General features: G+C 29.8%; 15 protein-coding genes. 9 read left to right on the forward strand and 6 right to left on the reverse strand.

What is annotated here, in order from left to right:
* Positions 1–204 precede the first annotated feature (204 nt).
* The 4 genes from KTC94_RS11795 to KTC94_RS11810 all read right to left on the reverse strand — a co-directional run bounded on the left by KTC94_RS11795 (position 205) and on the right by KTC94_RS11810 (position 4,751).
* On the reverse strand, positions 205–2,169 hold the full coding sequence (locus KTC94_RS11795) for an FtsX-like permease family protein (RefSeq protein WP_220319879.1): 1,965 nt from the start codon (positions 2,167–2,169) through the stop codon (positions 205–207).
* Positions 2,169–2,960, reverse strand: a complete 792-nt coding sequence (locus KTC94_RS11800) for an ABC transporter ATP-binding protein (RefSeq protein ID WP_220319878.1) — start codon at positions 2,958–2,960, stop codon at positions 2,169–2,171. Before KTC94_RS11800 ends, KTC94_RS11795 begins: the two co-directional genes overlap by 1 nt.
* Positions 2,961–3,060: 100 nt before the next feature.
* Positions 3,061–4,080, reverse strand: a complete 1,020-nt coding sequence (locus KTC94_RS11805; protein ID WP_220319877.1) for a sensor histidine kinase — start codon at positions 4,078–4,080, stop codon at positions 3,061–3,063.
* Positions 4,077–4,751, reverse strand: a complete 675-nt coding sequence (locus tag KTC94_RS11810; RefSeq protein ID WP_216302067.1) for a response regulator transcription factor — start codon at positions 4,749–4,751, stop codon at positions 4,077–4,079. The genes KTC94_RS11805 and KTC94_RS11810 overlap by 4 nt, the downstream gene beginning before the upstream one ends.
* A 226-nt stretch (positions 4,752–4,977) precedes the next feature.
* Here KTC94_RS11810 and KTC94_RS11815 point away from each other — a divergent pair, with 226 nt between their 5' ends.
* The 6 genes from KTC94_RS11815 (at position 4,978) to KTC94_RS11840 (ending at position 10,389) form a co-directional block, all read left to right on the forward strand.
* Positions 4,978–5,943 (forward strand): MerR family transcriptional regulator, encoded by a 966-nt coding sequence (locus KTC94_RS11815; RefSeq protein WP_220319876.1) that lies wholly within the window; start codon positions 4,978–4,980, stop codon positions 5,941–5,943.
* A gap of 149 nt (positions 5,944–6,092) precedes the next feature.
* Positions 6,093–6,791, forward strand: coding sequence for a response regulator transcription factor (locus KTC94_RS11820; RefSeq protein ID WP_216302065.1), 699 nt, complete (start codon positions 6,093–6,095; stop codon positions 6,789–6,791).
* Position 6,792: 1 nt separating this feature from the next.
* On the forward strand, positions 6,793–7,728 hold the full coding sequence (locus KTC94_RS11825) for a sensor histidine kinase KdpD (protein WP_216302064.1): 936 nt from the start codon (positions 6,793–6,795) through the stop codon (positions 7,726–7,728).
* A 159-nt stretch (positions 7,729–7,887) separates the two neighbouring features.
* On the forward strand, positions 7,888–8,811 hold the full coding sequence (locus KTC94_RS11830; RefSeq protein WP_216302063.1) for an ABC transporter ATP-binding protein: 924 nt from the start codon (positions 7,888–7,890) through the stop codon (positions 8,809–8,811).
* A gap of 4 nt (positions 8,812–8,815) precedes the next feature.
* Positions 8,816–9,499 carry an ABC transporter permease gene (locus KTC94_RS11835; protein ID WP_304518726.1) on the forward strand — a complete coding sequence of 228 codons (684 nt, stop codon included), beginning with the start codon at positions 8,816–8,818 and terminating at the stop codon, positions 9,497–9,499.
* 194 nt (positions 9,500–9,693) lie between these two features.
* A complete protein-coding gene (locus KTC94_RS11840; RefSeq protein ID WP_220319875.1) occupies positions 9,694–10,389 on the forward strand; it encodes an ABC transporter permease in 696 nt (231 codons plus the stop codon).
* Between the two features lie 170 nt (positions 10,390–10,559).
* Here KTC94_RS11840 and KTC94_RS11845 read toward each other — a convergent pair whose 3' ends face one another.
* Complete coding sequence (locus tag KTC94_RS11845; RefSeq protein WP_253198099.1) at positions 10,560–11,015, reverse strand: YsnF/AvaK domain-containing protein; 456 nt, start codon at positions 11,013–11,015, stop codon at positions 10,560–10,562.
* Positions 11,016–11,077: 62 nt separating this feature from the next.
* Positions 11,078–11,530 carry a YsnF/AvaK domain-containing protein gene (locus KTC94_RS11850; protein WP_216302062.1) on the reverse strand — a complete coding sequence of 151 codons (453 nt, stop codon included), beginning with the start codon at positions 11,528–11,530 and terminating at the stop codon, positions 11,078–11,080.
* 364 nt (positions 11,531–11,894) lie between these two features.
* Between KTC94_RS11850 and KTC94_RS11855 the strand changes: the two genes are divergently transcribed.
* From KTC94_RS11855 to KTC94_RS11865, 3 genes are all read left to right on the forward strand, one after another.
* Complete coding sequence (locus KTC94_RS11855) at positions 11,895–12,602, forward strand: M15 family metallopeptidase (RefSeq protein WP_220286256.1); 708 nt, start codon at positions 11,895–11,897, stop codon at positions 12,600–12,602.
* A gap of 224 nt (positions 12,603–12,826) precedes the next feature.
* The gene (locus KTC94_RS11860) at positions 12,827–13,537 is read left to right on the forward strand and encodes a response regulator transcription factor (protein WP_220319874.1); all 711 of its coding nucleotides are present in this window, start codon (positions 12,827–12,829) and stop codon (positions 13,535–13,537) included.
* Positions 13,515–14,618: a cell wall metabolism sensor histidine kinase WalK gene (locus KTC94_RS11865; protein WP_216302059.1), complete on the forward strand. Its 1,104-nt coding sequence runs from the start codon at positions 13,515–13,517 to the stop codon at positions 14,616–14,618. Before KTC94_RS11860 ends, KTC94_RS11865 begins: the two co-directional genes overlap by 23 nt.

Genomic DNA, 14,618 nt, shown 5'->3' on the forward strand with positions numbered 1-14,618 from the left:
GGGTGGAACAACAAACCCAGAAACACCATGGACAGCTTGGGAAAAAGTAGACTAAATAAATAGAAGTATGGGGGTCAAGAAGCTGTAAAGTGATTACAGGATGAATGACTCCCTACTTCTATTTATTTTAAAAATGAGAGGGCATTTAAATAAATAACAAGTCAATGTGCTAATCTATTTTCATGTCCATAATAAAAAAACCATTTACATAACTATCTTCATATACTTCCTTGTAGTAGCAATAAAGTAAACGATATATACAGCTACAAAAATAACAATGCTACTGATAGCGGGTACTATTATGTTATAATTCATCAGTTTGCTTAAAACAGACATTGCAACGCAGCTGTGGATTATGCCAACAACTAAAGGCAACAGATAGGACATTCCTATTTGTATTGCAGTAGCTTTGAAAATTTCTTTCTCTGTCATTCCAAGCCTTTTTAATAAAACATATTTATTTTTATCTAAATAGGCTTCACTTACAATTTTGAAATATATTATGCTTCCTGTTGCAATTATGAAAACTAGTGAAAGAAAAGCTCCAAGGAAATAAATTATTCCAAAAATATTGTAAGAAGATGTATCCTTGCTGGCATTTACACGTAAAGAATCTTTAATTGAATTAGTTGTGAATAATTCACGGAAAGAAGATATGTTCTCACTCACATTTTCACGCGAAGGCTCTTTAGGTGAATTAATCTTGTATAATTCCTGTTTTAGCAATTTCATATTGTCTGTATTATTTATTTTTATCCCATTAAACTGATATGTGTCAGAAGTAGCCTTAAGGAAATCATAGTCTTCATCATTTAATATAAGACATGATGTGGGTATGCCAATACCAAAAACAGGAGTTTTAAGTGTATTCTTTATAGTATAGTCCTTATTATTTATAGAAGCTTTTTCATTTTTATAATCATAAAGACTCATTACTACAGTAGGTGGTGCTACATATATTGTTTCGCCACTGGACAAGGTCTCTTTTTTAAAATCATTAATGTTCTTTGCTTCTAGGTCAGAACTTATTTTTATAAAATCTGAATATTTTAAGGCTACTGTTTCTGAATCCTTCAATTTGGTTTCTACATAAACGTGAGGTTTTATAATAAGAAATTCAGTGTTTTCTTCAAGGATTATATCTTTTTTATATTCCTTTAACTTGTCTCTTACCTGCTGCTTAACTGTTTTTTCAGAAGAAACATAGGAAATTTCATAAGGAGATTGTATATAATCTCTTATTCCAATAAAATACTTAAGAGATGCTACTGTTCCATAAGAAGTTAAAGTAATTGTAGCTAATATGGCAACTGCCGCTAAAGTTCGATAGTTATTTTTTATCCTAAAGGCAATGTTAGACATGCATACTATATTTACTCCATTATATAATATTTTCTTTCTGTTTATTATAAATTTCATTATTATAGAATACACAGAGCCAAAAAACCAACAGGTACCTATTACTACAAATATAATGGCAGGAGGTAGGTTTGCAGTAAATTTCATACCAATAGCATTTCTTGCAAAGTAATATCCCGTAAATATGAATATTATAGACAACAAACCTTTTACATAATTAGCCCTTGGAAGTTTTTCTTCTCGTTTAGTTGCATTAAACAAGTCAATTAACTTACTTCTAGATATGTTTATATAACCTAAAACTGCATTTAAAAAGAAGATTACAAAAAATGTGATGGAAGTTTGAATTATTGCTTTAGTACATATGAAAAAACCTATTTTCATGTTTAATAGAGCTACTTTAGCCAGCATCATTAGAAACAGCTTACAAAAGATAATTCCAAGTAAAAGCCCAACTGCTGTTGCAGTTATTCCCATAAAAATAAGTTCTATAGAATAAATAAGTGCTATTTGAGAATTGGAGACGCCCATAAAAGCATAAATTCCTATTTCTTTTTTTCTTTGATTTAAAAAGAAAGAACTTGAAAACCAGATGAAAAATATAATAAATAAAAGTAGCAACCAAGAAACTGAACTTGATACGTCTTTAATATAATAACTAGTTTCATTAGCTTTTTGAAAATCTGGATTATATTTCAGTGCTACAAAATTGTAGAAAACAAGCACTGAAAAAATCATAGACATTATATATAGACTGTAGACTTTTATGTTTCTCTTAAAATTATCGAAAGCTATGCTGAAGGAATTCATTAAAAAGCCCTCCTATTTTCTTCCCTTTGTCCGTAATAATCTGTATCGCCACTCATTGATGCACCCATGTCCATAATTCGCTTAAAAAACTCTTTTCTTCCTTGATTTTTATCAAGTTTTGCATGAATCTTTCCATCTTTTATAAACATTATTCGTCTGCAATAGCTTGCAGCAAACGCATCATGAGTCACCATTATTATAGTAGTTTTAAATTTCTCATTTAGGTCTGTAAGGCATTGCAGAAGTTCTGCTGCCGATTTCGAATCCAAGGCCCCTGTAGGTTCGTCTGCAAATATAACCGAAGGTGAAGTTATAAGAGCCCTAGCTGCGGCGGTTCTTTGCTTTTGACCGCCAGAAAGCTGATATGGATATTTGCTTAGATGATCCTTTAAGCCTAAAAAGCCAGCAATCTCATTTACCTTTTTTATTATTTCATCATGATTTACTTTACTAAGGGCAAGAGGGAGCGCTATATTATCCTGAATAGACATTGTATCGAGTAGGTTAAAATCCTGAAATATAAAACCTATTTTGTTCTTCCTAAAAGCTGCAAGTTCACGTCCCTTAATTCTTTTCATATCATTTTCTTCAAAGAAATAGCTACCACTAGTAGGTTCATCAATGGTAGAAATAATATTTAAAAGAGTAGTTTTACCTGACCCGGAAGGTCCCATTATGCCTAGAAATTCACCCTTTTCAACTTGCAAATCAAGTCCATCTAAAGCGTTAGACGCCATACCTTTTAAGCCGTAAACTTTCTTTAAATTTTTAGTTTCAATAACAATACTCATAAAAATCCTCCTCATAAAATAAAAGCTTACCTTTATTCTACCTATTGACCTCGCTTCCTGCCATCGAATTTAAGTTACATTTAATGTTTTAAGGTTACATTTATGTAACCTTTGCGTAATCTGATAGTTTATAGAAACACACACTAAATTCTGTACCCTTTTCTTCCTCAGATTTAACATATATATTATGACTTAATTTATGAGCCATTTTTTTAGATAAATATAAACCCATGCCTGTGGATTTTGCTAAGATTCTTCCGTTTTCTCCTGTAAAACCCCTGTCAAATATTCTTTTTATGTCTTTTTCTTTTATTCCAATACCATTATCTTTAACATGAAGTACAATAACTTTCGATTCTTCATTAACACAAATAGTTATTTTACCATCATTAGGTACATATTTGCAGGCATTATTAATAAGCTGATCAACAATATATGAGAGCCATTTTTCATCTGTCGTAACAGTGTAGTTTATATTCCCAAGTTCTAAACTTATGTTTTTTGATATGAAAAGTGTAGCATTTCTTCTAACGACTTTTTTTATCAGAGTTTCAATGTTAATTTCATTGATTTGTAAATCTTCCGAATAGCTAGATGATCTACTTGTATAAAGGACCTGGTTAATAAGGAAATTTATTCGATTAAATTCGAGTATAAGCTGCTCTGACATAGTTATTTCCTCTATTTTACCAGCGATGAGCTCACATACCGAAACAGGTATTTTTATTTCATGAACCCACTTTGTTATATAATCATTCATTTCATCAAGGTCTGACTTTACTTCTTGAACTTTTTCTTCCATTTCAACATTTTTGAGTTTGACTATATCTTTTATAAGCTGAACTTCAAAATAGTAACTGCTACTTGGTAATCTTGTATCTACTTTATCTTTATTATTTATAGCTTCGCAAATCCCTTTGTAACTGTATGCCCACCTTTTATAATCAATAAATGTAAAGATTAATGATATAAAAAGGAGCAAAAAATCCATGTATGCTATATCGGTAAATTGTGCATCAATAGGATTGCTGCTTAATAGGATTAGATTTATAGTAAACAAAATACAGATGAAATATAATATTTTTAAGGCTGAATTTTTAATATATGTCATTATAGTCATAGTATCATGTACCCATATCCTTTTTTAGTAACTATAAAATCATTGAGGCCAATACCGCAAAGTTTCTCGCGGAGCCTGTTAATGTTTACTGTAAGAGTATTGTCATTAATAAAATTATCATCATCCCAAAGTGCCCTCATTATCCTCTCGCGAGATATGGTCTTACCCCTGTTTTTCATAAGAAGTAGCATTACTTTGAATTCATTTTTTGTCAGCTCAATTTTCGCTTCTTTATGCATTAGAGTATTTTCAATTAAGTTTAGGATTACTCCATCACATTCTACTAAATCAGAAGTTTGCTCACCATAAGAATAGGCTCTTCTAAGCAATGCATTTATTTTAGCAATTAAAATATCCATTGAAAAAGGCTTGGTTATATATTCATCACCACCGGTATTCATGGCCATGATAATATCCATATTCGTATCCCTTGAAGAAACGAATATTATAGGCACCTTTGATACTTCGCGAAGCTTATTACACCAGTAAAATCCATCAAAGCAAGGTAGATTTACATCCATAATAACCAAATCTGGATTGTTGCGAGCAAACTCTGCAGTTATGTTCTCAAAGTTATCCACAGGCATTGCATCAAACCCCCACTTTATCAACATTTCATTCATGTTAGTGCACAGTGATTTATCATCTTCAACTATCATTATCTTATACATTTTTTACACCCCTAAAATAAGGTGAAACATCAATGGTTAGTTTCGCCTAATATTATATATAATAGAAATCTGAAAATTTCCAGTAAAATTTGCCTTGTTTAGTATAATTGTAACATTAATAATAATGAGGGTAAATCTCTAGATTATTTAACAATACTATAAAAAGAATTGACATGTACCTCACTGTCAGGTTTAAAATTGAATTATTATAAGGGAGGGGTGACGCATGAACATAAAAGATGCTGCTGAAAAAACTGGATTAACCAAAAGGGCAATAAAGTATTACGAAAGTGAAGGGTTAATTATGCCTTTAAAAAATATTCAAAATAACTATAGAGAGTACACTTGTCAAGATGTCATAAAGCTTAATTTAATAGGAGCGCTTAGAACGTTGGGTATTCCCATTGCACAAATCAAAACTGTGACTTCTGGTAACAAAAGTATTCCCGAAGTTATGGCGCAAGCGCTTTCTAGAATAGATAAAGATATTGAAAATTTAGAGAAAAGTAGACTAATTATTTTAAATATTATAGAGAAAAATTTAACTGATTATGACGCTGCGGGAGAACATATAAAGCTGCTTAGGGAAACATTAGAATTGTCCATAGGTGAAAAGAAAGAATATATTTCAAATGCTCTTAGTAGAATATTCCCAGGAATATTTGGTGAAAGTCTTATTATGAACTTTGAACCATTTTTGAATATTGTTATTGATAACGAGGGAAAAAGAAGAGTGTGGTTAAAACTTGTGGAGGAATTGGATGAAATAAATACCGAAGAATTTTTTTTGGATAATAACTATTTTAAGGAACTTGAAAATAAGCTTGAAAATGAAGGTATTTCAGAAGAAGATAAGAGAAGACATTTGTCTGTCATTAAAAATATAATAAATTATGATAAAGCATACATTAAAGGGTATATAAAAAGGATTAAGGACAGTTACCTATTGTTAAAAGAAGATGAAAAAGAAAAGGAACAAGTGAACGAATTCGGTTCATTTTGCGATGATTATTCTAAAGAATTTGGGCGTTTTCACACGAAATTTAGTGAATATTTGACTATTCTTAATGAAGATTATAAAAAATATATAGAAAATATGACAAAAATGAATGATGAATTAAATAAAAAGATGGAAGAAGAAACAGGGATGAATGTAAATGAATTTTTTGAAAGATATATTATAGAAAAATAAATATTTTACATAATCAAATTAGGTGTAGTCATTGTATTTTCTATTGAAAGAGAGAACAATGAATGTGTAAATTTACAGGTATTTATTTACACTGATAACTAAGTTATAATAAAGTTATAAATATTTATAAAAAAAGAGGTGTCACTTTTATGGAAAATAGAATTCTACTTGTTGAAGATGATATAGCTATTAGTGAAATGGTTGAGAATTACCTAATAAAAGAGGGTTTTAACATAACTACTGCTTTCAATGGAGAAGAAGGAGTAGGTAAGTTTTTAAATAATTCCTTTGATTTAATTGTTCTTGATATAATGATGCCGAGGCTTGATGGAATGGAAGTTATGAAAATTGTAAGAGAAACAAGCTTAATACCTATTTTAATTATGTCAGCAAAGGACAGTGATGTAGACACGGCTGTAGGACTGGGACTCGGTGCTGATGACTATATCACAAAGCCTTTTTCAATGATAGAGCTTTGTGCAAGGGTTAAGGCAGGGATAAGACGTGCCAATCAATATGCTAAAAACGATAAGAAAGAAGAAGCGACTATTATTAATGTTAACCACCTTACTGTTAATTTGAAAAACTATTCAGTTACTAAAAAGGGTGTAAATCTACAGCTGACTTCAAAAGAATTTGATATTTTAAGACTATTCATTTCGAATCCAAATAGAGTTTTTACTAAAGCACAAATCTACAGTGTTGTTTGGAATGATGAATATTTTGGAGATGAGAATGTTATAAATGTGCATATGAGAAGATTAAGAGAGAAAATAGAGGACAATCCTTCAGAGCCTAAATATCTTAAAACATTATGGGGCATAGGCTACAAATTAGGAGAATTTTAAAATGATTATTTTTTTATTAATAGTAATAGTTATTTTATTGGGTATCATTTACATTCAGCATAAATCCAAAAAACATAGAAGTGACAATTTAAAGTACATTCATGAAAAGTTAAACAATATTATAAAAAGCAACACCAGTGAAAAGCTTTTAGTCTTTACTGACGATAAAGAGATTATACCCATTTTAATAGAGATTAATAAGGTTTTAGAACATAATCAAAAAATACTAGCAGATTATTTGAAGGCTGAAATAACAATGAAGAAAATGCTTTCAAATATCTCTCATGATTTAAAAACACCACTTACAGTGGTGCTTGGGTATATTGAAACAATAAAACTGGACAGCGATATAAGCAGCGAAGAAAGAAATTTCTTATTATCAAAGGTTGAAAATAAAACAAAAGAAGTGATGAAGCTCATTAATAAGTTCTTTGACTTAGCAAAGCTAGAGTCAGGGGACACGGATATACCACTAACAAGAATTAATATTAATGAGGTTTGCAAAAAAAACATATTAGCTTTTTATGATATTTTAACTAATAAAGGCTTTGAGGTTATTATTGATATTCCAAAAATCAACATTTATTGTCTAGGAAATGAAGAGGCGCTAGATAGAATTATAAATAATTTCATTTCAAATGCCATTAAATATGGAAACGATGGAATGGTTTTAGGATTAACACTTAGAAGTGATGAGGAGTATGTATATGTAGAGGTTTGGGATAAGGGTAAAGGCATTAGTGAAACGCATCAAGATAGGGTCTTTGAAAGGATGTACACTCTTGAGGATTCAAGAAATAAACTGTATCAAGGCAGTGGTCTTGGTCTTACAATAACTAAAAGACTTGTAGAAAAATTAGAGGGAGAGATAATCCTCGAGAGCAAACCTTATGAGAAAACGTCGTTTATTTTTAAATTAAAAAGAATAACCTATTAATGATTATGTAAAGCAAGGTGACCTGTCTATAGTACCACTATAAAGATAGGGCACCTTTTTTTAGAAAAGACTTAAGAATTTTGTAAGATTTAAGTAATAAAAAAGAGAAGTTCAATTGCTATAATATAAATATGGAAAGTGGTTGAAGGGGGAGATAAAATGGAATATATACTAAAAACTAGTAATCTGACTAAAACATATAATGGCAAAGAAGTGGTAGCAAATGTGAATATGAATATTAAAAAGGGTGAAATTTATGGGTTTCTAGGACCAAATGGTGCAGGGAAAACAACAATTATGAAGATAATGACAAATCTAGTTAAGCCTACAAGTGGTGAAGTTGAAATTTTCGGCGAAAAGCTTACAGATACCTCCTATGAGGTTTTAAAAAGGCTTGGTTCTATCATTGAATATCCCGTGTTTTATGAAAGGCTTACAGCCAGAGAAAATTTGGAGCTTCACTGTGGGTACATGGGTTACCACGATAAGGGAGCAATTGATAAAGCGATAGATCTTGTAAATCTAAAAAATATTGATAATAAACTAGTTAAAGATTTTTCTCTTGGTATGAAGCAAAGGCTCGGAATTGCAAGAGCAATCACAACCAAGCCAGAATTATTAATACTAGACGAACCTATCAATGGACTTGACCCAATAGGCATTAAGGATTTAAGAAATTTATTTAAAATGTTGAGTAAGGAGTACGGAATAACTATATTGTTATCTAGTCATAGTTTAGGAGAAATTGAGCAAATAGCGGATACCATAGGAGTTATAAATAGTGGTAGATTAATAGAAGAAGTTTCTATGCAAAGCATCAGAGAAAGTAATACAGAATATATAGAACTGGTTACTAAAGATTACAAAAAAGCGTCGTATATTCTATCAAACAATCTTAATATATCCAATTTTAAAGTTCTGGATATTGGTGTAATAAGGATATATGAAGCTACAGTACCACAAAGCATTATATCTAAAACCTTAGTTTTAAATGATGTTCTCATTGAAGAAATAACTAAGAAAAACAGTTCATTAGAAGAACACTTCTTAAACTTGTTAAATGGAGGTGACATAAATTCTTAAATTAATAAAATTAGAAATGAAAAAGAGTAAGGTATGGCGAAATATAAAAGGGGTTATAATCGCAAATATAGTTATAATAGCGCTGCTGGCAGTAATGATTTTTTCAACAAAAAATGAAGGCGGTGTAGAGTTTACTAGCATCCCCTTTACTTTTTCATTTGTTGATGGCATGGTAAAAGGTACTTTTATAATATTTGCTTCAGTGCTTATTGCTAGGTTCATAATTGAAGAATATAAAAGCAATACAATTACGGTATTGTTTATGTATCCTATAAGTAGAAAAAAGTTGATTATAGCTAAACTACTTATTGTGGTAGTATTCACTTTTATTTCTACAGTTTTATCTAATATTTTTATAGATTTTGTTTTATGTATTGTTAATAATTTTTATAACTTTACGCCTGACAAATTAACCAGCTCATTAATAATGAGTAACTTTATGACTATTGGTATTAATGCTTTAGCATCTAGCGGTATGGGACTAATTCCTCTATATTTTGGAATGAGAAAAAAATCAGTACCTGTTACAATAGTATCTTCAATATTAATAGTATCTATTGTATGTGGCGATAGGGGCGGTCATTCATTAAGTAATAGTATTGCAATATCAATAGCACTTTCTATTATAGGAGTATTTATTGCGTATCTATCTATAAGGAATATAGAACATGTAGATGTTATTAAATAATATTTAGCAAATTTGTATATTGACGGAGGAATAACTGAAGTTGAAACTTCTTGCATTTATCAATGATGGGAAGGGTAAGTACAGTAATGAGTACAGGTTGTTAGAAGTAACTTGATTAAGGAACCGCAAGTAGATTTAGAGGTATGAAAAATGGTAAATACACTTTTAAAATTTATTACATGGAGATGACATGGATGTTTAAATTAATGAAATTAGAAATGGAAAAGGTTAAGATGGGGGGATATATAAAAGGAGCCATAATCGCAAACATAGTTATAATAGCTATATTCGCAATGACAATTGTTGTATCAAAAAATGTAGGGGACATAGACTTCACTAGCCTTACTTTTACTTTTTCAATGGTTGATACCACGGTAAAAGCTACTTTTATAATATTTGCTTCAGTGCTTATTGCCAGGTTCATAATTGAAGAATATAAGAGCAATACAATTACGGTATTGTTTATGTATCCTATAAGTAGAAAAAAGTTGATCATAGCTAAACTGCTCATTGTGGTGTTATTCACTTTTATATCTACAGTTTTATCTAATATCTTTATAGATTTTGTTTTATGCATTATTAATAACTTTTACAATTTTACGCCTGATAAATTAACCAGTTCCACAATAATAAGGAGTTTTATGACTATTGGCATTAATGCTTTAGCTTCTACCGGTATGGGACTAATTCCTATATATTTTGGGATGAGAAAAAAATCGGTACCTACTACAATAATATCTTCAATATTAATAGTATCTATTGTATGTTCTAATAATGGAGGGTACTCATTAGGTGATATTATTGCAATACCAATAGCACTTTCTATTGTAGGAGTATTTATTGCGTATCTAACTATAAGGAATATAGAACATATAGATTTGATTAAATAAGGTATTACATTGAAAAATATGGAAATAACCATCGCAGTGAGTTTTCAATAACACGGTGATGGTTTAATTTCTAGATTCTAGAGCTATTCATCCTAATATACTTATGTGGATATTTTCAATCTTTGAAAAAGTAACATAAAATTTAGAAATTAAAAGCGCTTTAAACTTAATTAGTCTTTAATTCTTAGGGAGCCAGATATCTTAACTTTAGCTTCTTCTCTTTTTAATGTTGCTTCAATGATTTTTATATCTTGTATCTTCTGTTTATATATGGATACATCTTCTAAAGTAACTTTGTGCCTTGTAAATTCGATACTTTCTTCACTAAGAGGGATGCGTATTACTTCTGTATGCATATCTTTGTGTTTTGTAGTAATATCTGCAGGAATTGTATGTTCTATTACAAGATCTACGAGTTCAACAGGCACAGTAAAACTTTTTTGTAGCGTAGAAGACTCTCTATAAATCTTAACATCTCCTGTTTGCATCCACTCTTTAGAGATATCAAGTTGTTCTTCTTTAATTTTAAGGGTAACATTTTTATTAGGGTCACATATGCTTTGTTTCAAAGCAGCTGCTTTTGGCATATATTTACCGTTTTTGTTTTCTGTGGAATCCATTGCCATGCTTTTTCCCTCCACTTATCTTGAAAAACACCTCACGAGCCATTAGTGAGGTGTTTTCTAATTTATTGTTTTTGATCGGTTCCATTGTCAATTATATTGACATCACCAATTTTATTTATTCGAGCTTCTTCTCGTTTAAGGGTCTCATCTATATGCACTGTATTTTCAATTTCGTGTTTATGAGCTGAAATTTCACCTGTTATTACTGTATGTTTACCTACATTAACTTTCTCCTCACTTACAGGAATGTTAATGGTTTCTTCACTAGTAATAGGGGAATCACTTGCTTCATTGTTTAAGGTTCTTCTTTCAATTACTACTTCTTCACGTATTACGGGTACTTCAACTTTTTTATGTTCTTCTAAAATTTCCTTACTAATTTCTACATCACCTTTTTGTACTCTGCTTTTCGAAATATCAAGCTCTTCTTTGCGCAGACTAAGGTTTGCGGTATCATCAGTAGTTTTTTTGACAGCGGAATCACCTTTTTCAAAAAATCCATCAAGTATGCTCATATATAATACCTCCATATATTAATAATTTTAATTCATTAATATATTGTCCTTTAAAGAAATATATTATCCTAAAGATTTGTATGTAATGATTGATTCAATAAATACTAAAATGTTTAAATTAACCATTTTTTATTGTTTACTTATACATAATAATGAAGCTTGAAGGTGTAGCTGTATTCTACATAAAGATAATCATACCGTAATCTTAAGAAATCTTAAGGTTTAATTACAATTTTCTTAAACTCCTTTTTGTAATATAAGAAAGTAAGGAATATACATTTTACTTTGTTGAAAAATTTCAAATAAAATAAATGTGTTATTTACTTGAAATTAAGTTTTAAAAGTAAATAAGGAGGAGTTTAAGGTGAAGAAGAAAATCGGAGTGATTTTGATTTTAGGAATTGTATGCTTAATGTATATAAACAGCAAATATGGTAGTATAAAAGTTATAGGGGATGTAATTGAAAGGAATGCTTATATTGAATCTATTAAAGATATGTCTAATGACAATAGCAATGTAGATGATGGAGAGTTAATGTTAGTGAATAGAAAAAATACTCTGGATAAGGATTATGTTCCACATAATTTAAAAGTGGCAAAGGTTAAAATTTATCCTAACGTGTCAAATGAAGAAATGCAAATGGAAGGGAATGCAGTAGATGCACTTAAAAGACTATTTGATAAAGGTGAGGAGGAAGGAATTATACTTTATGCATTATCTGGTTATAGGTCTTATGCAACTCAAAAAGAGTTATATGAAAATAGTATTAAAATAAGAGGGAAAGGGTATACATATAAGTATGTGGCAACGGTAGGTAAAAGTGAGCATCAATCAGGGTTAGCAATGGATATAACTAATGCTGAAAAGAGTACAGGTTTTGAAAACACTAAAGAAGGTAAATGGCTTCAAGAGAATGCTTATAAATTTGGATTTATAATAAGATATGGAAAAGGAAAAGAAGATATTACAGGTTATAATTATGAACCTTGGCATGTAAGGTATGTAGGTGTCGAGAATTCAGAGAAAATTTACTCAAAAGATATTACTTTGGAGGAGTTTTTAGGATCTTAAACAATCAAAGCATATAATCAAAGTATGTTTGGTATGATATTACCTGTGTTTTTAGTAAATGAACTTGGAATAAATCTTCCATATTTTGTGTTTCTATATTTATGTTCGACAAATATATTTTTAAGTTATATACTTATTAAAAATGTATAAGTTTCAACCTTAAGTACGCTTAGAAGTTATATATTGAACAAAATGCTATCTGAACAAATAAATGGAGTGATTATATGGGTAAAAATATATTAGTTGTAGATGATGATAAAGAAATAGTTAATTTAATTGAAATATATTTAACCAATGAAGGACATGATATTTACAAAGCATATGATGGGGAACAAGCTTTGCAGGTTATAGATAATTATAATATAAATCTTATAATACTAGATATAATGATGCCTAAAATTGATGGTATAAAAGTGTGTAACAAAGTTCGCGAGAAGCTTAATATACCTATAATTATGTTAAGTGCTAAAAATCAAGATTCAGATAAAATAAAAGGGCTATTGTCAGGAGCTGATGATTATATGGTAAAACCATTTAATCCTTTAGAGCTTATGGTTAGAGTTAAGTCTATATTTAGAAGAATTTACGAATTCGATAAAAATAGCAACGAATTAAAAGATAGAGATATTATAGTTATAGGACCACTTAAAATTAAAAAATCCACTCATCGGGTAGAAGTATATAATAAGATTATTGCTTTAACTTCTACAGAGTTCGAAATATTACACGTCTTAGCTAATAATCCAGGGAGAGTTTTTAGTGCAGAAGAAATATTTCAAAGGGTTTGGAAGGAAAAATATTATCAATCTAATAATACAGTTATGACTCACATGAGTAAATTAAGAGATAAGCTTGATGAGGTTTTAGATGGTGAGAAACTTATTCATACTATATGGGGAGTAGGGTATAAAATTGAAAAGAAAACTTATATATAAATTAGAGTTAAAAGTAGTTTTTAATATATTACTTGCTTTTCTATTATCAGCATTAACAATGGCAGTAATGTATATTATGTGGAAGTTTTTTTTGGAAATAGGTGCAATCTATTCACAACAAGTTTTAGATAGAATTTATAGGGCAAGGCTACATTACGATTTTATAAAGATAGCAATTGAACTATGGATAATAATTTTTATAAGTTATTCCCATTTATTGCTTTACAAGAAGATTAAGTACTTTGTAGAAGTCGATGAACATATAAAAGCTATAGCAGAGGGTAGGATAGATAAAAAGATACCAGAACAATCGAAAGCAGAGCTAGGGAAAATAGCTAAAAATATGAATGAAATAATAGAAAAATTAAATAAATCAATAGAGGAAGAGCGGAGATCCGAACAAACAAAGTATGAATTAATAACAAATGTATCTCATGATTTACGTACTCCATTAACATCAATACTAGGGTATCTTGAACTCATAGATAAGGATAAATATAAAGATGAAGTTGAACTTAGATATTATGTAAATATTGCCTATGAAAAATCAAAACGATTGAATAATTTAATCAATGATTTATTTCAGTATACTATAATGAGGAATAGTACTTTAAAATTAAATAAAGAATTAATAAACGTAATTGAACTAATAAATCAAATGGTATTGGAATTTAGGCTAGAGTTTAGAAAAGTAGATATAGAGTGTAGGACATATTTTTCGGAGGATAAACTCTTAATAGTGGCTGATGCAGTTAAAATGGCTAGGGCATTTGAAAATCTAATTTCTAATGGCATGAACTATGGTAGTGGGACTGAGTATATTGACATATGTACTAGGAAAGAAAATAATAGTGCGGTTATAGAGATAATTAATTATGGTGAGCCAATACCAAGTATAGATGTACCTTTTATTTTTGAAAGGTTCTATAGAGTTGAAAAATCACGTTCAGGATTTACTGGAGGTTCAGGATTAGGTCTCGCTATAACCAAAAGTATAATAGAGCTTCATGAAGGTGAAATTTTTGTTGAAAGCAATTATGAGAGAACTGCTTTTATAATTAAATTGCCCTTGGATAGTTAA

The sequence above is a fragment of the Clostridium sp. CM028 genome (assembly GCF_030585565.1).
Lineage (GTDB): Bacteria > Bacillota > Clostridia > Clostridiales > Clostridiaceae > Clostridium_AD > Clostridium_AD estertheticum_B.